The sequence below is a fragment of the Xenorhabdus sp. TS4 genome (assembly GCF_014467265.1).
GTDB classification, from domain to species: domain Bacteria; phylum Pseudomonadota; class Gammaproteobacteria; order Enterobacterales; family Enterobacteriaceae; genus Xenorhabdus; species Xenorhabdus ehlersii.
In genome coordinates this window covers 55,222-74,999 of the sequence record NZ_NKHQ01000001.1, presented here as the reverse complement: position 1 = coordinate 74,999, position 19,778 = coordinate 55,222, and the positions used below count along the sequence as shown (strand labels likewise).

20 protein-coding genes and 1 riboswitch are annotated in these 19,778 nt (G+C 45.5%); of the genes, 11 read left to right on the top strand and 9 right to left on the bottom strand.

The window, feature by feature from the left end; all coding sequences use genetic code 11:
- Positions 1-125: 125 nt before the first annotated feature.
- The 5 genes from Xets_RS00270 to Xets_RS00250 all read left to right on the top strand — a co-directional run bounded on the left by Xets_RS00270 (position 126) and on the right by Xets_RS00250 (position 5,019).
- Positions 126-1,379: an aspartate aminotransferase family protein gene (locus tag Xets_RS00270; protein ID WP_099130901.1), complete on the top strand. Its 1,254-nt coding sequence runs from the start codon at positions 126-128 to the stop codon at positions 1,377-1,379.
- Complete coding sequence (locus Xets_RS00265) at positions 1,373-2,434, top strand: zinc-binding dehydrogenase (protein ID WP_099130900.1); 1,062 nt, start codon at positions 1,373-1,375, stop codon at positions 2,432-2,434. Before Xets_RS00270 ends, Xets_RS00265 begins: the two co-directional genes overlap by 7 nt.
- Before the next feature lie 25 nt (positions 2,435-2,459).
- A complete protein-coding gene (locus Xets_RS00260) occupies positions 2,460-3,128 on the top strand; it encodes an HAD family phosphatase (RefSeq protein WP_187651023.1) in 669 nt (222 codons plus the stop codon).
- Positions 3,129-3,256: 128 nt separating this feature from the next.
- Entirely contained in the window at positions 3,257-4,408 is a 1,152-nt protein-coding gene (locus tag Xets_RS00255) for an MFS transporter (RefSeq protein WP_099130898.1), read from the top strand.
- A gap of 14 nt (positions 4,409-4,422) precedes the next feature.
- Positions 4,423-5,019: a DUF1349 domain-containing protein gene (locus tag Xets_RS00250; protein ID WP_187651022.1), complete on the top strand. Its 597-nt coding sequence runs from the start codon at positions 4,423-4,425 to the stop codon at positions 5,017-5,019.
- Positions 5,020-5,136: 117 nt separating this feature from the next.
- Here the strand turns inward: Xets_RS00250 and thiH are convergent, their stop codons facing one another.
- The 7 genes from thiH to Xets_RS00215 form a co-directional block, all read right to left on the bottom strand.
- Positions 5,137-6,261: a 2-iminoacetate synthase ThiH gene (gene thiH / locus Xets_RS00245; protein WP_099130896.1), complete on the bottom strand. Its 1,125-nt coding sequence runs from the start codon at positions 6,259-6,261 to the stop codon at positions 5,137-5,139.
- Positions 6,258-7,028, bottom strand: a complete 771-nt coding sequence (locus Xets_RS00240; RefSeq protein WP_099130969.1) for a thiazole synthase — start codon at positions 7,026-7,028, stop codon at positions 6,258-6,260. The genes thiH and Xets_RS00240 overlap by 4 nt, the downstream gene beginning before the upstream one ends.
- A gap of 19 nt (positions 7,029-7,047) precedes the next feature.
- Positions 7,048-7,248, bottom strand: coding sequence for a sulfur carrier protein ThiS (gene thiS, locus Xets_RS00235; RefSeq protein WP_099130895.1), 201 nt, complete (start codon positions 7,246-7,248; stop codon positions 7,048-7,050).
- A complete protein-coding gene (locus Xets_RS00230) occupies positions 7,245-8,030 on the bottom strand; it encodes a HesA/MoeB/ThiF family protein (protein ID WP_099130894.1) in 786 nt (261 codons plus the stop codon). The genes thiS and Xets_RS00230 overlap by 4 nt, the downstream gene beginning before the upstream one ends.
- The gene (gene thiE, locus Xets_RS00225; protein ID WP_099130893.1) at positions 8,024-8,698 is read right to left on the bottom strand and encodes a thiamine phosphate synthase; all 675 of its coding nucleotides are present in this window, start codon (positions 8,696-8,698) and stop codon (positions 8,024-8,026) included. The genes Xets_RS00230 and thiE overlap by 7 nt, the downstream gene beginning before the upstream one ends.
- Positions 8,682-10,658, bottom strand: a complete 1,977-nt coding sequence (thiC, locus tag Xets_RS00220; protein ID WP_187651021.1) for a phosphomethylpyrimidine synthase ThiC — start codon at positions 10,656-10,658, stop codon at positions 8,682-8,684. Before thiC ends, thiE begins: the two co-directional genes overlap by 17 nt.
- Before the next feature lie 147 nt (positions 10,659-10,805).
- Positions 10,806-10,930: riboswitch (TPP riboswitch) on the bottom strand.
- 70 nt (positions 10,931-11,000) lie between these two features.
- Positions 11,001-11,663 carry an HAD family phosphatase gene (locus Xets_RS00215; protein ID WP_099130891.1) on the bottom strand — a complete coding sequence of 221 codons (663 nt, stop codon included), beginning with the start codon at positions 11,661-11,663 and terminating at the stop codon, positions 11,001-11,003.
- A 155-nt stretch (positions 11,664-11,818) separates the two neighbouring features.
- Between Xets_RS00215 and nudC the strand changes: the two genes are divergently transcribed.
- From nudC to Xets_RS00185, 6 genes are all read left to right on the top strand, one after another.
- Entirely contained in the window at positions 11,819-12,586 is a 768-nt protein-coding gene (nudC, locus tag Xets_RS00210) for an NAD(+) diphosphatase (protein ID WP_187651020.1), read from the top strand.
- Between the two features lie 106 nt (positions 12,587-12,692).
- A complete protein-coding gene (gene hemE, locus Xets_RS00205) occupies positions 12,693-13,757 on the top strand; it encodes a uroporphyrinogen decarboxylase (protein ID WP_187651019.1) in 1,065 nt (354 codons plus the stop codon).
- A 4-nt stretch (positions 13,758-13,761) separates the two neighbouring features.
- Entirely contained in the window at positions 13,762-14,439 is a 678-nt protein-coding gene (nfi, locus tag Xets_RS00200; RefSeq protein WP_187651018.1) for a deoxyribonuclease V, read from the top strand.
- A gap of 76 nt (positions 14,440-14,515) precedes the next feature.
- Positions 14,516-15,106: a YjaG family protein gene (locus Xets_RS00195; RefSeq protein ID WP_099130887.1), complete on the top strand. Its 591-nt coding sequence runs from the start codon at positions 14,516-14,518 to the stop codon at positions 15,104-15,106.
- A gap of 185 nt (positions 15,107-15,291) precedes the next feature.
- Positions 15,292-15,564: a nucleoid-associated protein HU-alpha gene (gene hupA, locus Xets_RS00190; protein WP_010848914.1), complete on the top strand. Its 273-nt coding sequence runs from the start codon at positions 15,292-15,294 to the stop codon at positions 15,562-15,564.
- Positions 15,565-15,611: 47 nt separating this feature from the next.
- On the top strand, positions 15,612-16,280 hold the full coding sequence (locus Xets_RS00185; RefSeq protein WP_244208840.1) for a DUF1481 domain-containing protein: 669 nt from the start codon (positions 15,612-15,614) through the stop codon (positions 16,278-16,280).
- 40 nt (positions 16,281-16,320) lie between these two features.
- On the opposite strand, the gene purD is transcribed toward Xets_RS00185, so the two are convergent.
- Positions 16,321-17,619 (bottom strand): phosphoribosylamine--glycine ligase, encoded by a 1,299-nt coding sequence (purD, locus tag Xets_RS00180; protein WP_099130886.1) that lies wholly within the window; start codon positions 17,617-17,619, stop codon positions 16,321-16,323.
- Between the two features lie 30 nt (positions 17,620-17,649).
- Positions 17,650-19,239, bottom strand: a complete 1,590-nt coding sequence (gene purH / locus Xets_RS00175) for a bifunctional phosphoribosylaminoimidazolecarboxamide formyltransferase/IMP cyclohydrolase (RefSeq protein ID WP_187651017.1) — start codon at positions 19,237-19,239, stop codon at positions 17,650-17,652.
- Between the last annotated feature and the right edge of the window lie 539 nt (positions 19,240-19,778).

Here is a 19,778-nt window from a genome sequence, read left to right as displayed (position 1 = left end):
TTTATGGTATTTTCGTGATCGAAATAAAATTTGGATGTGCTTAATCTAGTCTCATCACAGTAGGTATGGTTTTTCGTTGTTTTATATAACTAGTCGTTTAATGTAACTAATAGTGGTGAGTCATTATGGAAAATAGAAACCATCTTGAAAGCATGCTTTCTCGTTTTATCGGTCATGGCCCTTATTTGATCATTGATGGTGAAAAATATATTGATGCGGCATCGGGAACTTTTAATTTGCCGCTCGGCTATACAAATCATCGGATTGCAGAAAAACTCAAACAACAGATTGACAGATGTACACATTTGAGCTCGGCTTATACACGTGAAATGTCACAATATATTTTAAGTAAATTAATTAAATATACACCTGAAGGAGTCGATCGCATCTGGCTGCGAGATGTTTCTGGATCGGGGGCAGTTGAATGTGCTATTCGCATAGCGCAAAAATCAACGGGACGCTCAGGCGTTATTTCACTCTTCCTTGCTCATCATGGGCAATCTCTTGCGACAGCTCAAATTTCTGGCAATGCATTCAGAATTAAAGACTTCCATATAAGTATTGATGGTTCAATAAAAATTCCTACGCCAGCCAGTGTCTTGGCAGGGCAATCACAGCCGAGTGAAGAACAATTTGTCGATTTAGAACAGTTTATTCAATTAGGCTCTAATGACAATATTGCATGTCTGATTATTGAACCGATTCAGGGGAATGGTGGCAACATGGTTTTCCCTGTGGCTTTCTACCGGAAGCTCAGAGAAATCTGTCGTCAGCATGGCATCATCATTATCGCGGATGAAGTACAAACAGGTTTTGGTCGCACAGGTACGTTCTTCGCATCGACGGGTTATGCCAAAGAACTGGAGCCAGATATCATCGTTTTCGCCAAAGGAGCAGGGGGTATCGGTATTCCAACGGGTGGTGTATTGATGCGTCATTCATTGGATATCTTGGAATCATTCGAACATTCCAGTACCTCTGGTGCTAATCCGCTCTCTTTGGTCGCCCTCAACGAAATTATCGATATTATTGAAGATGATCATGTTTTGGAAAATGTGCAACAAAATGAAGATTATCTGCGTGATGGTTTGTTGAAATTACAGGAGCGATATCCAGAGATTACGGGAGTGAGAGGTGTGGGGTATATGTATGGCTTTGACACACCAAACCCAGATTTTGCAGCGCAGGTGATTGCTACTGCTAACCGCCATCATTTGATCTTGCGTGGCTCCCGTTATGGCAAAGGAAGGGCAATCAAAGTTCGTCCACCATTGATTTGCACACAGGAACATTTGGCAGAAATTCTCCATAAACTGGAGCTGACTTTCTCAGAATTAACGACTATCACACAGGTACATAAGGAGGCTGTATCATGTTAGTACTTAAATATCATCAAACTTGGGATGTTGAAGTCCAGCAAGTTGAGCCTTTGTCTTGTATTGAACCCGATGATGTTGTTGTTGACATTGCAGTGTGTGGTATTTGTGGCACGGATGTGGGAATTATTACTGGTGCTTACCCTGTTGCCATCCCAGGAACCACTTTGGGGCATGAAACCACAGGCGTGGTATCCCAAATTGGCAGTGGTGTTACTCAATTTCAGGTGGGTGATCGTGTTGTTGTTAACCCAACTTACTTTTGTGGGCATTGCCGGATGTGTCAGACAGGTAGTCCTAACCATTGTGAGAGAAAACTGGGCACAGAAGCCGGGGTTTCCTATGATGGCGCGTTCGCAGAGCAATATTTGGCAAAAGAAAATTTGCTTATCAAGCTGGATGATCATGTCAGTATGGAGGAAGCCTCACTGACCGAACCACTAAGCTGCACAATAACCGGCGTGGATAAGCTGGGGATCACTCACACTAATATTCGTGCGGCAGTGGCAGGTGCTGGCCCGATGGGGATGCTGTACATTTGGGCGTTGCATGAGCGGGGCGTAAAAGCATTTATGGTCGAAAAGAATGAGAACCGAATTCAGTTTGCAAGAAATAATTTGCCACCGGAATGCCAGTTGTATTCTGACTTTAATGAAGCATTAATGCAGGAATATGGTGATACGTCAGCCCTGATTGATTTATGTGTGGATACAACGGGGCAGTTGACTGAATATATTTTTGATCATCTGGCACCGGGTGGAAAATTATTAAATGTTGCCCTGAAAGATAAACATGCCAATTTGGACATTATGAGAATTGCAGATAAAAGTCTTTCAGTAATAGGTTCCATTGATTCCCTGAATAATAGTTTTGAACGTGCCTATGCCATGATCCGTGATGGTGTAATCCCTGTTAAGCGTTTTATCAGTCAGATTTTTGATTTCAAAGATTACCAACAGGCTTTTCTTACTGTCGGCTGTGATATTGCATCGAAAACGCAAATTCCTCTCAGTACACCAAACTGCAAGGTATTAATTCGTATTTCTGACCTAAAATAATGGATTATTTTGAAGGACGACTTCGATGAATAGATGCAATGTTATTTTTGATATCGACGGAGTTATTGTCGATAGTGAACAACTGCATTTTGATGTATTGCTTGATGTATTAGGTAATGAGTTAGGTAATGAATTAGGAGAACAGGCACCTATTCAAATAAGTAATATCCAACCGCAGCAACTAATTGGGTTAAGTTTGGCGGAAACCTTAGATAAGGTTGGTGTTTCTCCATCGATGCAACAAGATATTACCGAAAAAATTATTTCGCGTTATCAAGAGAAATTGTCTGTACATTACTTGCGTCCGGGAATTAATGATTTGATTGCCGCCTTACAACAAGATGGCACTAACTTTGGGTTTGTTTCCACTGCGCCGCGTAATGTGTGTTTGGCCAATCTTGGTTTGTTGGATCTACATGAACCACCTGCCTTAATTTCTGGCGATGATGTGGAAAGAACTAAACCCTTCCCTGATCCTTATTTGGCTATGCTGAAATTGAAGAAGATGGATGTTCAGCAAACGTTGGTGATTGAAGATACTGATTTGGGGATTGCGGCGGCAAAGCAGGCCGGTATTCCGTGGATATATGCCTGGCCCCATGCATTGTCGGTAGCAGAGCAGTATGAGCAGGCTTCCCGTGTCATTGAGAAGCTAACGGATATTCCCCAGTTTTCAGGAATAAATATAAAGTGATTTTTTATTGAGGACCACTATTTGGCGCTTTCCGCCAGAACGGTGGAAAGCGTTGTTTAAAAGGTATTGTTTTAAAAGGTATTGTTTTAAAGGGTATGGTTTGAAGGATATAGTTTGGAGGAGTCAAATTGTCTGAAGAATATGCAGTCTCTTCAATAAAGCAGCCTATCATAGCAACGCGAATTTCGTTTTTTATTGCGGGATTCAGTATTGCGAGTTGGGCGCCGCTGATCCCATTGGTGAAGGAACGACTGGGTCTGGATGATGGTTCAATGGGGCTTCTGATACTGGTGTTTGGTATTGGTTCTTTCATTATGATGCCAATAGCGGGAATGTTGGCAACTCGCTTTGGCTGCCGGAAGGTTTTTGCCTTTTTTGCCTTGTTAGCTGTTTTGATATTACCGGGGCTAAGCGTGTTCTCAGCCCCGCTGACATTGGCTTGTGCTTTGTTTGTATTTGGTATGGGAATTGGGGCGACAGATGTGGTGATCAATATCCATGCGGTCAATATTGAGAAAAGAGTACATCAACCGATTATGTCGGGTTTTCACGCATTATTCAGCTTAGGGGGAATTGCGGGAGCCGGTACTGTCAGCCTATTGTTGTTTTTGGGGATCTCACCATTTCAGGTCACCATTGCCGTAGGGGTAATTGTTATCCTGTTATTGTTGCCAACATGGAATGGAATGCTGGATAACACCGAAACGGAGGATACGCCATTTTTTGCCTTGCCGCGTGGCATTGTTATCCTGATTGGCTCTCTCTGTTTTGTGGTTTACTTGATGGAAGGCTCCATGCTGGATTGGAGCGGGATCTTATTAAGTAGTGTGCATAACATAAGTAGTCATCAGGCGGGTTTTGGTTATACGCTATTTGCCATTACCATGACTGCGGGGCGATTTTTGGGTGATAAGATCATTGCAACATGTGGATATCGGCGCGTATTTTTAGGCAGTGCGATTTTGGCGACGTCAGGTTTTGTCCTGATCTATCTGGCAACCAGCACGATTCAGTTGGGAATTTCTTTCCTGATGATTGGAGCGGGACTATCCAATTTGGCGCCGATGTTTTTCACTGCTTCGGGCCAACAGAAAGTGATGCCTGATGCGTTGGCAGTATCTGCCGTTTCTACGATGGGATATTCAGGGATTTTGCTTGGGCCGGCAATTATTGGCGGTTTGGCACATCAGGTAACATTACATGGTGCTTTTGCCTGTATTGCTGTGCTTTCCCTTTCATTGTTAGCGGGATATGGTTTGGTTAATCCCACCAAGAAATAACAGGGTAAATATTGATGAATTTGCAGCAATGTCATTGGTTGAATGAACCTGCTTTATGGCGGTATCAGGATAATGAACTTCATGTCACGACAGACAATAAAACCGATTTCTGGCGTGATACATGGTATGGTTTTCAGCGTCATAGTGGTCATGTGTTTGGTGGCTATCTTGATGATTTTAAACTTGAAGAAGGTTTTACCTTCCAGTTTTGTATCGAAGGCCAGTTTGAACAATTATATGATCAGGCTGGTGTTATGTTATTGGTGGATGAGCAACATTGGCTAAAAGCGGGGATTGAACATTCTGATGGGCAGGCAACCATCGGCAGTGTATTGACAAATGGATGTTCTGATTGGGCCATGGGAATTTTCCCTGGTAATCCAGCGAAGTTTTGGTTACGGCTGACTTACCATGGTGGTGCTATCAGGTTGCAGTATTCCACCGATGGTGTGACATGGCCGTTACTGAGATTGTCTCCTTTTACCGTTAGCAATCAGCGGATTTTTGTCGGGGCGATGTGTTGCTCACCAGAACGTGAAGGATTGCAGGTGAGGTTTTCAGACTTTAGCCTAACGTCATCGTTGAAAAAGTACCTGCATGATTTAAGTTAGATCTCTATTAAGAGAGAGCGGGTTGCAGCGTGGTAACAAGGGAACGTATTTCTGAGCACCCGTTTCATTAATGACCATAATGTGCATTTTACTGCACATTAATGGTTTTCTAGCAAATCATCGGCCTAAGTAATTATCCCAATCTTTCCAGACGGGTTGTAAACCTGATTTGACCAAGGCTTCGGCGACCTGAAAAACAGAACGATTGTCGTGGGGGGCGAATTGTTCCAGCTCGTGGTGTTCATCGGCGTAACCGCCTGGCTGGGTTTTTGAACCTGCACTGATATTGTTGATCGCGAGAGGGACAACGTGATCACGGAAAAAGGGCGATTCACGGGTGGAAAGGGAAAGCTCGACATCGGGTGCCAGCAGGCGGAAAGCGCAAATCAGTTGCACCAGTTCGGCTTCATTCATTAAAGAAGCGGGTTCTATACCGCCTGCACAGGGGCGCAAGCGTGGAAAAGAGATGGAATAACGGCTTTTCCAGAACTGTTTTTGCAGAAAGAAGAGGTGCTCAGCCACCATATAACAATCTGTTCGCCAATTGTGGGATAGCCCAATCAAGGCTCCCAGCCCAATCTTGTCTATTCCCGCTCGACCAAGGCGTTCCGGTGTTTCCAATCGCCAGTGGAAATCCTGCTTTTTACCTTTCAAATGATGCAGTTGATAACTGGGCTGATGGTAGGTTTCCTGATAGACCATCACGCCATCCAATCCCAATGTTTTCAGTTCAGTATATTCCTCTTGCGCCAATGGCTGAACCTCCATTGAGACAGAGCTGAAATGACGGCGGATCAAGGGAAGATAGCGCCGAAAATAATCCATGCCAACTTTGTTTTGGTGTTCCCCTGTCACCAGCAGAATATGCTCAAATCCCAGTTTTTTTAGTGCGAGGCATTCTGCTTCAATTTCCTGTTCATTGAGTGTCTTGCGCTTAATGTGATTGCTCATGGAGAAACCACAATAAGTGCAGTCGTTGGCACACAGATTGGAAAGATAGAGCGGGATAAAAAATCCCACGGTATTACCAAAACGTTGGCGAGTGAGTTGTTGTGCGCGTTGGGCGAGTAGCTCAAGATAAGGTAGTGCAGCAGGGGAGAGCAGGGCCATAAAGTCATCCAACGTCAAGCGAGTACTGTTTAGTGCATGTTCAATGTCCGGTGATGTTTTACTGTTGATGCGTAGGGTGATGTCATCCCAATCCAGTTGTTGCCAGCGCTGGCTAAATGTTCTGTTTGTCATAGTACCCCCAGAAAATCGGTCAGCGGGCTGGAAGCCTCAGCATGGGATTTCTGGCTTGCTACGCCTGCTTGATGTGAAAGTTCACCGGCTTCAATGGCGGTTTTGAATGCCTGGGCCATCTTAACGGGATTGCGGGCAACAGCGATGGCGGTATTAACCAGCACAGCATCCGCACCCATTTCGATGGCAGTCAGTGCATGGCTCGGTGCTCCGATCCCTGCATCCACAACAACGGGTACGTTGGCCTGTTCGATGATGATTTGTAGAAAATCGCGGGTCAGTAACCCTTTATTTGAGCCAATAGGGGCACCTAATGGCATAACGGCAGCACAGCCGACTTCTTCCAATCGGCGGCACAGGACAGGATCCGCGCCACAATAGGGTAAAACGATAAATCCCTCTTTGACTAGCTGTTCTGCCCCCTTTAATGTCTCAACGGGATCGGGCAATAGGTATTTTACATCGGGGTGGATCTCCAATTTAATCCAGTGAGTTGCCAACGCTTCCCGTGCGAGGCGAGCGGCGAAGATGGCTTCTTCCGCGGTTTTAGCTCCAGAGGTATTGGGTAGCAGTTTGATACCCAATTGTTGCAGTGGTGCAAGAATGCCATCGTCATTATTGCCGTGAAGATCGATGCGTTTCATTGCCATTGTTACCAGTTGGCTGCCAGAAGCGCGGATTGCATCGATCATGAGTCCTGCATTGGCAAACTTGCCTGTTCCGGTAAATAAGCGGGATTGGAAGGTAGTATCTGCAATTTTTAACATAAAATAACCTCCGGCAATATCAGCCACCAGCAATGGCCTGAAACAGCAAGATAGTGTCCCCGTCATTAATCTGATGGGTTTGCCACTCTGAACGCGGAATAATGGTTTGATTGATAGCCAAAGCGGTCCCTGATTGCGTGCGTTCTATATGTTCCAGCAATTGTTGCACTGTCATGGGTGCATTCAGTGTCATTGGTTGATCGTTGACAATAATGTTCATGCGACTTCTTTTCCTAACCGTTTTTTATCGGCATGTCTGGTCGCGCCACAAATTGGGCACTGCGATGAGCGAGTAAGCTGTAATGTGCTCCAGCTTTGCTGTTTACCATCAAACAGCCGGAGTTTTCCGTCTAAGGAAGAAGAAAGGCCAGCCAGCATTTTTATGGCTTCCAAGGATTGCAAAGTGCCGATGACTCCAACGATAGGGCCTAAGATACCGGCTGTCCGGCAATTTCGGTGAGGTTCTTCTTGGTTAGGATAGAGGCAGGCATAGCAACCGTGCTGGTAAGGGGGAGTCAATACCATTAATTGCCCACTAAAGCCAACGGCACTACCGCTGATGAGTGGTTTATTTTCTGCAATACAGGTGGCATTGATGGCATGGCGAGTTGCCATGTTGTCACAGCAATCCAAAACCAGATCGACTTTACTGACAGCATTAACCAAAGATTCACGACCTTGCCGCTCAGTGAGTGCAGTGATATTGATTTGCGGGTTTAGTTCAGCTAGTTGTTTTGCTGCTAATTGGGCTTTGTTGGCAGGAATATCTGCTGTGCGATAGATAATCTGGCGTTGCAGGTTTGAGATATGCAACTTGTCATCATCTGCCAAATAAAGGTGTCCTACTCCTGCTGCCGCGAGATAGAGCGCAGCCGGTGATCCTAATCCACCCAAGCCGACAATTAATACTTTGCTGGCTTTTAGTTTCTCTTGCCCTTCGGAGCCAATGTCTTCCAGCAATAATTGGCGGCTGTAACGCATAAATTCTTGATCGTTTAACATAAAAGCCCCCGATCTTGTCCTTCAACCAGATGAAGCAATCTTGCCGTTGCCTGTCGCCAATCTTTCGCTTTTGTAATGGCACTGACCAGTGCTACACCACCGACTCCTGTTGCTACCACGTCCGGTATTCGTTCCAGCGAAATGCCACCAATGGCGATAGTAGGATATTCCGGTGTGATCTCCACCTGATGTTTTAATGCTGCAAGGCCCTGTGGTGATGAGGGCATCTCTTTGGTGGTGGTGGGGAAAATATGCCCTAACGCGATATAAGAGGGGCGCAGGGATTTTGCCCGCGCCAGTTCTTGTTGATCGTGAGTAGAAATTCCCAGACGCAATCCGGCTTGCTGGATGGCATTGAGATCGGCGATATCGAGGTCTTCCTGCCCCAAATGAACGCCATAGGCCTGATGCTTGATTGCCAGACGCCAATAATCATTAATGAACAAACGGGCGTTATATTGGCGACCAAGCGCGATGGCGGATTGAATATCCTTCTCTGCTTGTTCTTCAGACAGGTCTTTGATGCGCAATTGCAGGGTTCTGACACCGGCTTCCAGTAATCGCTCAATCCACATTAGGGAATCCACAACCGGATAGAGTCCCAACCTATGCACTGTTGGAGCAAAAGGGGTTTGTGGGAGTGTTGGAATATCAGGCTGATTTTTCATGCACCACCTCCTCCGCACTGTGATAGAGTTCGCTGCCACGGGAACGGAATTCTTCTGACATCTGTTCCATACCTGCTTTCTGTTCTAGTTTTGCTGCATAATCTCGCACGTCTTGTGTGATTTTCATTGAACAGAACTTTGGTCCACACATGGAACAGAAGTGGGCAACTTTGCCGGATTCCTGTGGTAAGGTTTCATCGTGATAAGCGCGAGCGGTGTCAGGATCAAGCGCCAGATTGAATTGATCTTCCCAACGGAATTCAAAGCGCGCTTTCGACATGGCATTGTCACGGATTTGTGCACCCGGATGGCCTTTGGCGAGATCAGCCGCATGTGCCGCGATTTTGTAAGTAATCAGGCCTTGTTTGACATCTTCCTTGTTGGGCAGACCGAGGTGCTCTTTGGGAGTGACATAACACAGCATGGCACAGCCAAACCAGCCAATCATGGCGGCGCCGATGCCAGAGGTGAAATGGTCATAACCAGGGGCGATATCAGTCGTCAGTGGCCCTAATGTATAAAATGGGGCTTCGTGACAATGCTCCAGCTCTTCCGTCATATTACGGCGGATAAGTTGCATTGGGATATGCCCTGGCCCTTCAATCATGACCTGAACATCGTATTCCCATGCGATTTTAGTCAGCTCACCGAGGGTATACAGTTCTGAAAATTGGGCTTCGTCATTGGCATCCTGAATTGAGCCAGGACGCAATCCATCCCCCAAAGAGAGGGAGACGTCATAGGCTGCACAAATTTCACAAATTTCGCGGAAGTGGGTATAGAGGAAATTTTCTTTATGATGGGAAAGGCACCATTTCGCCATAATTGAGCCGCCACGGGAAACAATACCTGTCAGGCGCTTAGCGGTCATTGGTACATAACGCAGCAGTACACCAGCATGAATAGTAAAATAATCTACGCCTTGTTCGGCTTGTTCCAGTAAAGTGTCGCGGAACATTTCCCATGTCAGGTTTTCTGCGATGCCGTTAACCTTTTCCAGTGCCTGATAAATCGGGACAGTACCAATGGGAACCGGACTATTGCGCAGTATCCATTCGCGGGTTTCGTGGATGTAGCGTCCGGTGGAGAGATCCATCACTGTATCTGCACCCCAGCGGGTAGACCAAATCAGTTTTTCCACCTCTTCTTCAATGGATGATGTGACGGAGGAATTACCGATATTGGCGTTCACTTTCACTAAGAAATTACGACCAATAATCATCGGCTCAGATTCAGGATGATTAATGTTGGCGGGAATAATCGCGCGGCCGGCAGCCACTTCTTGGCGGACAAATTCTGGTGTGATGTTTTCCGGTAAGTTAGCACCGAAATTTTGCCCTGCATGTTGCTGGCGCAAGATTTCACTGTGAATACGTTCACGCCCCATATTTTCGCGTAGTGCGATAAATTCCATTTCTGGTGTGATGATCCCTTGGCGTGCATAGTGCAACTGGGTAACCCGTTTGCCCGATTTGGCTTTTAGTGGATGCGGGCGATGATGAAAGCGCAGGTGATCTAGTCCGGCATCAGTAAGGCGCTGTTGCGTGAAATCGGAGCTGAGAACCGAAACAGGCTCGCTATCATTGCGTTCATCAATCCACGGTTGGCGGCGTTTAGGTAAGCCTTTCTCGACATCCAGTATGGCCGCCGGATCGCCGTAAGCGCCAGAAGTGTCATAAACGGGAACGGGTTCGTTTTCCTCAAATTGGGGATTTTCTTTTGTGCCACCAATGAGTGTAGGAGAAAGTTGGATCTCACGCATAGGTACTTGAATATCTTGACGTGAGCCTTCAAGGTAAATGCGATTTGAATTGGGAAAAGTGATCCCTTGAACGGAATGGATAAATGTTTGTGCCGCATCTCTTTGAGCCTTACGGGGCCGTGCTGGCTGGATTTTAGGCGAGATATCAGCCGTTGGAATAACAGTATCCGAAATAACGATATTGTTGGACTTAGACATAGCAAATTCCTGACTGTGTTATCGCCTGTCTCATTGTTGAGCAGGCTTAAGTTGAGAAAATTGCTTGTCTGGAGCTCGCAGGGAGTAATGGTTGGTGCTGATTGGTATCTGTACATGTATTTGCATAGATGTACGATGACTGGCAGCGGGGTGATTACTCTTGTTCCCTTCGCGGGTATTAGCCCGATCAGGTTCTGCGGATCCCGAATTAACGGTCTCAGCCTGTGTCCATCGTGATATACGTTGAACGCTAGGCACTCCGACAAGAAAAAACACCCCAAAGTATAAAGGGGATTGTGAAAACTACAACCCCCGTTTTGGGGAACAGCACACTAAATTATTTTATAAAACCCACTTCAACTGTTTCCAACCGCGTATTTCAGCTTCTGATTGCAATTTATTATCTGCGTTAATAGTAAAGACTTCGTCAGCAAATAAACACATTGGCAAGTCATTTATGGAATCGGTATAAAATGAGATATGTTGTGGGGATAAGTTTTGTTCTTCAAGCCATTGTTGCAGGCGGGCAACTTTGCCTTCACGGAAGGTTACAATTCCCTGAATATCGCCAGTATAGCACCCCGCTTTCATTACCATATCAATACCCATTGCTGTCTGGATGCCAAATGCAGCCGCGATTTTTTTAACTATGAAAGAAACGGTAGCGGAAATAATAATGATTGGGATGTTCTGCTGTTGGTAAATAGCCAATTGTTTTTTGGCGGCAGGATAAAAAATGGGTTTGATTTTGGTTTCCACAAAATCGGCCAACCAGATATCTATTTGTTCAGCAGGAATTTGTTGGAGTGCCTGTAAACTGAAAGCCAGATATTTCTGCATATCCAGCTTACCCGCACAGTAATCAGATATCATTTTTTGATCTGCTTCGATAAAACGAGGATCGGTAATAATTCTTTTTTCCCATAGATATTCCGTCCAAAGGCGGCCGGAATCCCCACAAATCAGTGTTTCATCCAGATCAAATACAGCGATTTTCTTTGACATTACTGTGATTCCTAATTGAAGAAGGGTATTCAGAAACAGGGTTAATATAACAAGATTGAAGACGAAATAAGATAAAAAGGCGTATGCTTTGTTTGTAGTGATTTTGGGCAAAGTATCATGGGAATAATGACATAACCAATGATGGAACAGATATTATGCAACAAAAACTGATAGGTAGAGAACAAGGCTGGTGGATTGTCAGTCTTGAAAATCGGGTTTGGCTACCACAAGGGGAGTTACCTTTAGGTACGGCCAATCAGTGGTCATTGCAAGGTCAGATAGCACAACCCATCGGTGAGTGGTTAGGGGAAACGGTTTGGTTGGTTCGTCAGAAAATGGCTTCAGATATGTCCTCTCCCCGTTTACTTGCTGATCGGGATGCTAAGTTATTTCAGTTGGTCGGGCGTGGGGTGCAATTGGCTGAGTTTTATCGGTCACATCACTATTGTGGTTATTGTGGTCATGAGATGCAGCATAGTCAGCGTGAATGGGCCTGTTTGTGCAACCATTGCCATGAACATTACTATCCACAAATTGCACCCAGCATCATTGTCGGCATTCGCCGTGACGACCATATCTTGCTGGCACAACATCAGCGTCATCGCAATGGGATTCATACAGTGCTGGCCGGTTTTGTTGAAGTGGGAGAAACTCTGGAAGAGGCTGTGCATCGTGAAGTGATGGAGGAGAGCGGGATTAAGATCCGTAACTTGCGCTATGTCGCCTCCCAGCCGTGGCCTTTCCCGAATTCATTGATGGTGGGTTTTCTGGCCGATTATGAGAGCGGTGAAATCAATATTGACCCCATCGAACTTATCAGTGCAGGTTGGTATCGTTATGATAATCTTCCCTTGATTCCTCCCCCTGATACGATTGCTCGCCGTTTAATTGAAGATACGGTTGCGTTATGCCGTCATCAGTAATCATCACGTTATTGGAGGTTATGCCAGAAGTTCAAATTCAGGCATGTTAAACTGCGCCAGTTTTCTCGTCTGTTTGTCGTGCATAAATTAATCAAGGGAGCTTGCCATGAATGAGTTGAAAAACGACCGCTATCTGCGTGCCTTATTGCGTCAGCCCGTCGATATCACACCGGTATGGATGATGCGTCAGGCCGGTCGATATTTACCTGAATATAAAGCTACGCGTCAGGCGGCGGGAGATTTCATCTCGTTATGTAAAAACACCGAATTGGCTTGTGAAGTTACTCTCCAGCCCTTACGCCGCTTTCCACTGGATGCAGCTATCCTGTTTTCTGATATTTTGACTATTCCTGATGCGATGGGATTAGGGCTGTATTTTGAAACGGGAGAAGGGCCACGTTTTCATTCTCCGATTCAGAATCATGCTGATGTAGAAAAATTGCCTGTGCCTGATCCCGAACTGGAGTTAGGCTATGTTATGGATGCAGTGCGGGTTATCCGTAAAGCATTGGCAGGGCAAGTTCCTTTGATCGGTTTTTCTGGTAGCCCGTGGACATTGGCCACATATATGGTTGAAGGCGGAAGCAGCAAGGCTTTCACCAAAATTAAAGCCATGATGTATACGGCGCCTGCTACATTGCATATGTTACTGGATAAATTGGCAAACAGCGTTATTCTATATCTGAATGCGCAAATAAAAACCGGCGCTCAATCTGTCATGATTTTCGATACTTGGGGTGGGGTTTTGTCTCATCGCGATTATCTGGCGTTTTCCCTGCAATATATGCATAAAATTGTTGATGGTTTGATCCGCGAACATGAAGGACGCCGTGTACCTGTTACTCTGTTCACCAAAGGGGGAGGGCAGTGGCTTGAGGCGATGGCGGCGACAGGATGTGATGCACTGGGTTTGGATTGGACAACGAATATTGCTGATGCACGTCGGCGCGTTGGAGATAAGGTCGCCTTGCAGGGTAATATGGATCCATCCATGCTATATGCCCAACCCGCACGAATTGAAAAAGAAGTTTCGACAATTTTACAAGATTTTGGTGTGGGCAGTGGGCATGTTTTCAATTTGGGGCATGGCATTCATCAGGATGTTCCGCCAGAGCACGCAGGCGCATTTGTCGAAGCAGTGCATAGACTTTCAGTAGAATACCATCAATGATTTTATGATTGATACAAAGGCATTACGTCAGGAACAGATAGAAAAATCACGGCTGGTTATCCGCCATGATGCTTTTTCTGCGTCTTTTACGCCAAGGTTCATTGCGGGTGCTGATGTTGGGTTTGAAAAAAGCGGTACGGTGACGCGTGCCGCCATTGCGGTATTGCAATATCCCTCACTAGAATTGGTCGAGTACCAAATTGCCAGAATTGATACGGTACTTCCCTATATCCCCGGTTTACTCTCATTTCGTGAATATCCTGCATTGATAGCTGCATGGCAAAAATTAAGTTTGCGGCCTGATTTGGTGATGGTGGATGGTCAGGGCATTGCCCATCCTCGGCGTTTTGGTATCGCCAGCCATTTTGGGGTATTAGTGGATGTTCCCACTATTGGGGTGGCAAAAAGCCGTTTGTGTGGTGAACATGTGCTGGTAGGCGAGGTTCAGGGAGACCGTCAGCCATTGATGGATCACGGTGAACAAATTGGTGTCGTATTGAGAAGTAAAAAAAGATGCAATCCGCTCTATATTTCCCTTGGACATAGGATCAGTATTGATAGTGCGGTCTTTTGGGTTGAGCAGTGTATGAAGGGGTATAAACTGCCTGAACCTACCCGTTGGGCGGACGGGATTGCCTCAAATAGACCGTTTTTTGAGCAAACAATACAGAAAAATCTATAATTGTGGCGGAAAAGTGTGGATATTCTTGATTTTCAGGTAAACTTCGACGCAAATTAGGCATTATGAGTAACGACCAATGTTAAGAAACCCGATCCACCTGCGGTTGGAGAAACTCGAAAGTTGGCAACATTTGACTTTTATGGCTAGTCTATGTGAGCGGATGTATCCAAATTATCAGGCATTTTGTCTCCAAAGCGGATTTGCAGACCCTGTACAATATCGCCGCATTCTGGATCTTGTGTGGGAAATTTTGGTCGTTAAAGATGTAAAAGTGAATTTTGATAATCAGCTGGAAAAATTGGAAACCATTATCCCATCATCAGAAGATTATGATATTTATGGTGTGTATCCAGCGATTGATGCGTGCATTGCATTGAGTGAAGTAATTCATTCTCGTCTGAGTGGCTCGACGTTAGAGCATGCAATAGCCGTCAGTGAAACATCCATCCGTACTGTTGCTATGCTGGAAATGACGCAGGCCGGTAGGGAACTGACTGAGGATGAGTTAAAAGTATTACCAGCCATTGAGGAAGAATGGGACATTCAATGGGAGATTTACCGTTTGTTGGCAAATTGCGAAGAACGGGACATCGAATTGATTAAAGGATTAAAGGCTGATCTCCGTGAAGCGGGGGTTAGCAATATCGGTATAAATTTGGCGCAATAACTTATAAAACGTGACTTAGTGCTTGATTTGCCGTATTTAAAGGCTTCACATTTGCCCTCACTCTGTTCTACATTGGGGGGCGAAAAGAAGTGGCTATCGGTGCGTGTATGCAGGGGTGCTGTCAAATCGGCATATCCGTCGCACTCGATGCTTTGCAAACGATAAACACACTGTAAGGATAATCTATGAATAAGACTGAATTAGTTGATGCAATTGCAGCAGGCGCAGACCTGACCAAAACTCAGGCTAAAGCTGCTCTGGAGTCAACTCTGAATGCAATCACTGAATCTCTGAAAAACGGTGATGCAGTGCAGCTGGTAGGCTTTGGTACTTTCAAAGTTAATCATCGTGCAGAGCGTACTGGTCGTAACCCACAGACTGGTAAAGAAATTAAAATCGCAGCAGCAAACGTACCTGCTTTCTCCGCTGGTAAAGCACTGAAAGACGCAGTTAAGTAATCGAATTGCGAAAAAAAATAAGAGGGGGAAATAAACCCCTTTTGTTGATTCTACAGGGGCTGTTAGCATTAGGGTTCATCTCTTTGCTCAGCGCCTGTTCGATTCAGCCAAAAACACCTCTTTTCAGCGCCAGCGGTTTTGTAACTGACAGCGGCGTTATTCGTTTATGGCGTTTAAACGATCAAAACAGTAAACCTCAGGTTATCATGAGTGTTTACAGCCCCTACCACAATAAAGCACCCCATAATAAAGATACCATTGTTACTTTCTACGAATATCGTCATGGCAGTTTGTGGCAAATCCGCCGCAATGTGTTTGATAATCCACCAATTGCAGAGACATTACGTATTTCCCAAGATAATTCTGTCATTTTTAAACTACGGCAATTACAAAAACGTAATGAACCGTTGTCCGATGATGATGTGGCTCGTCTGACATTTGATGCTAAGCAGATAGAAAAAATCAGCGACGCTTTAATTGCAGATGAGGTTAAGTTGTTACAAGGGCATTGGCAGAATGGACGAGTTACCACCTGTTCAGGAAAACAATTATTCATTGAATTTGAGCCTCACGCGCAAAAATGGCTCGAAGAAAGGCAAAGCAATAGCTCCGGTTTACTGACTATTGCATGGTTAGATTCGACTGAAGGCAAAAAGTTATTGTTGGTCGCCAATGATGATTTTTGTCGTTGGGAACCGACGAAAGATAAGCTGTAATTCTGTACTTCCGTCGGCTTAGGTTGAGCTATTTCTTGGTCTACTTCAAACGGGCAATAGCTCGGTAGCCAATATCTTTACGATAAAAGCACCCTTCCCAGTTAATTTGTCCGGCTCTCAGATAAGCTTTTTTCTGGGCATCTGCAATATCGTAACCTAAGGCAGTAACACATAAGACACGCCCGCCCGCGGTGATAATATTTTCATCCTTAAAGGCTGTCCCTGCGTGGAAGACTTTTTCATTGATATCAGATTCATTGACATCTGATTTTTTCTCTAACCCACTGATAACGTCACCTTTGGTATAACTGGCCGGATAACCTCCCGCCGCCAGCACGACGCCTAAGGCAGGACGATCGTCCCATACAGAGATTTTTTCACCTAACTGACCTTTAGCTCCGGCAAGACACAGTTCGACCAAATCAGAACGTAGACGCATCATGATAGGTTGGGTTTCGGGATCACCAAATCGACAGTTAAATTCGATCACTTTCGGTTCACCCTGTTTATCAATCATCAATCCCGCATAAAGAAAACCAACATAGGTATGGCCTTCAGCTGCCATTCCTTCCACAGTAGGGTAAATGATTTTTTCCATCACTCGTTGGTGGATCTCATCCGTGACTACCGGTGCGGGGGAGTAAGCCCCCATTCCTCCGGTGTTCGGCCCTGTATCACCGTCACCTACGCGCTTGTGATCTTGACTGGTTGCCATAGGAACTACATTGTTGCCATCCACCATGACAATAAAACTGGCTTCTTCTCCTGCCAGGAATTCTTCAATGACAATACGATGCCCGGCATTACCAAATGCATTACCTGCCAGCATATCTTTGACAGCGCTTTGTGCTTCTTCCAGGGTTGTGGCAACTACTACACCTTTACCGGCAGCCAAACCATCAGCTTTGATAACGATTGGAGCGCCTACCTTTTCCAGATAAGCCAGTGCGGGTTCAATTTCTGTGAAATTCTGGTAGGCCGCTGTAGGTATATGATGACGGGCAAGGAAATCTTTGGTAAAGGCTTTGGAACCCTCCAATTGAGCAGCCGCTTTTGTCGGGCCGAAAATAGTCAGCCCTGCCTGTTGGAAAGCATCAACGACACCGATAACCAGTGGTGCTTCAGGACCAACAATGGTCAGGCCAATATCATGATCTTGAGCAAATGCCAGCAACCCTTCAATATCTGTCGCGGCAATATTCACATTTTCTAAGTTAGCTTCCAACGCGGTGCCCGCATTACCTGGTGCGACATAAACCTTGTTTGCCAGAGGTGATTGCGCTGTTTTCCAGGCTAATGCATGTTCTCTTCCGCCACTGCCAATAACCAATATGTTCATCTGGGTTTCCTATTAATAAGACATAAGCTGTTAATGGCGAAAATGGCGCATGCCAGTGAAAATCATGGCGAGACCGTGTTCATTGGCAGCGGCAATCACTTCATCATCACGAATGGAGCCACCGGGTTGGATAATACAGCTCACACCTACAGCCGCTGCGGCATCAATACCATCGCGGAATGGGAAAAATGCATCTGAAGCCATGGCACAGCCCTGAACTTTTAATCCTTCATCTGCTGCCTTAATACCAGCGATTTTGGCAGAGTAAACACGGCTCATTTGTCCGGCTCCAATACCAACGGTCATATTATCCTTGGCATAAACAATCGCATTGGATTTGACGAACTTAGCGACTTTCCAGCAGAACAGGGCATCTTGCATCTCTTGTTCCGTTGGCTGACGTTGGGATACAACAACCAGATCATCGTTTGTCACCATACCTAGATCGCGATCTTGTACCAGCAAACCGCCGTTAACACGTTTGAAATCCAAGCTGGCAACAGGAGAATGCCATTCGCCGCACGCCAAAACGCGGACATTTTGTTTTGTCGCCAGAATTGACAGTGCTGCTCCACTAACAGAAGGCGCAATGATGACTTCAACAAATTGACGTTCAATAATGGCCTGAGCGGTGTTGGTATCGAGCTCACGGTTAAAAGCAATAATGCCACCGAATGCGGAAGTAGGATCGGTTTTAAAGGCGCGATCGTAGGCGGTATAGATATCAGATCCAATCGCAACGCCACAAGGATTGGCATGTTTGACAATGACACAGGCTGGTTTGCAAAAGCTTTTTACACATTCCAGGGCGGCATCGGTATCCGCGATATTATTATAAGAGAGTGCCTTACCTTGTAACTGGGTTGCCGTAGCAATTGAAGCTTCTGTGATTTGGTCTTCTATATAGAAAGCAGCATCTTGGTGGCTGTTTTCACCATAACGCATATCCTGCTTTTTAATGAAGTTGAGATTCAGCGTGCGGGGGAAACGTCCTGATGGCTGATCAGTTTCGCCATAGTATGGCGGAACCAATTTGCCAAAATAATTGGCAATCATGCTGTCATAAGCGGCGGTATGTTCAAACGCCTTGATGGCTAAATTAAAGCGAGTGGAATGTGTCAGCGAATTTTGGTTGTTATCCATCTCATCAATAATTATGTCGTAATCCTGGCTACTGACAACAATCGCCACATCTTTGTGGTTTTTGGCAGCAGAGCGAACCATTGTTGGGCCGCCAATATCAATATTCTCTACCGCGTCTTCCAGAGAGCAATCTGGTTTTGCTACGGTTTGAGCAAAGGGGTAAAGGTTAACGACCACCATATCAATCTGTGAAATCTGGTGTTGTGCCATGACTTCATCATCCTGTCCACGTCGACCCAAGATGCCGCCATGAATTTTAGGGTGAAGTGTTTTGACACGCCCATCCATCATTTCGGGGAAGCCTGTATAGTCAGAAACCTCGGTGACATTCAATCCTGCTTCGGCCAGCAGACGAGCAGTGCCTCCCGTTGAAAGCAGTTCGACACTGCGATTGGATAAAGCTTTGGCAAATTCAACAATCCCCGCTTTGTCAGAAACACTCAGCAGGGCACGACGGATTGGACGAAGCTGTTGCATTGGTGTGATATCCCTTGAATTTCATAAAACAAGAATGTGCTATTGGGAAAATCCACTGATTGAGAGAAAAAAATGGTTTCTGCAATAACATTTCAAAACAATCTGAAAAAACACTTGGTGATTTTTCCTGCGCAGATTGTAACGAAAACGTTTGCGTGATGCTCGATAAATTTTATCAAAATATCACTTTGTGGATAAATCTGTGCATATATAGGTATAAGGCGGTATTTTGCTGTGTAATTCATCAAACGATAATTATTTCAAAAAAAACTATTGCCAGCGCCGTAAAACCCCCTATAATGCGCCACCACTGACCGACGCTGAGCTGAAACAGGCCGCGCAGGACGGTGAGAGAAAAGCGAAAATAATCGCTTGACTCTGGCGGCGAAAAGCGTAAGATACGCAGCCTCGCAACCCGGAGGGCACTTCCGGTTGCCAACGCTCTTTAACAAATTAATCAGACAATCTGTGTGGGCACTCGCAAGACACTATCGATATGCCGAAAGGCAAAAAAGATTAAAGTCTTAAAGAGTGACCTG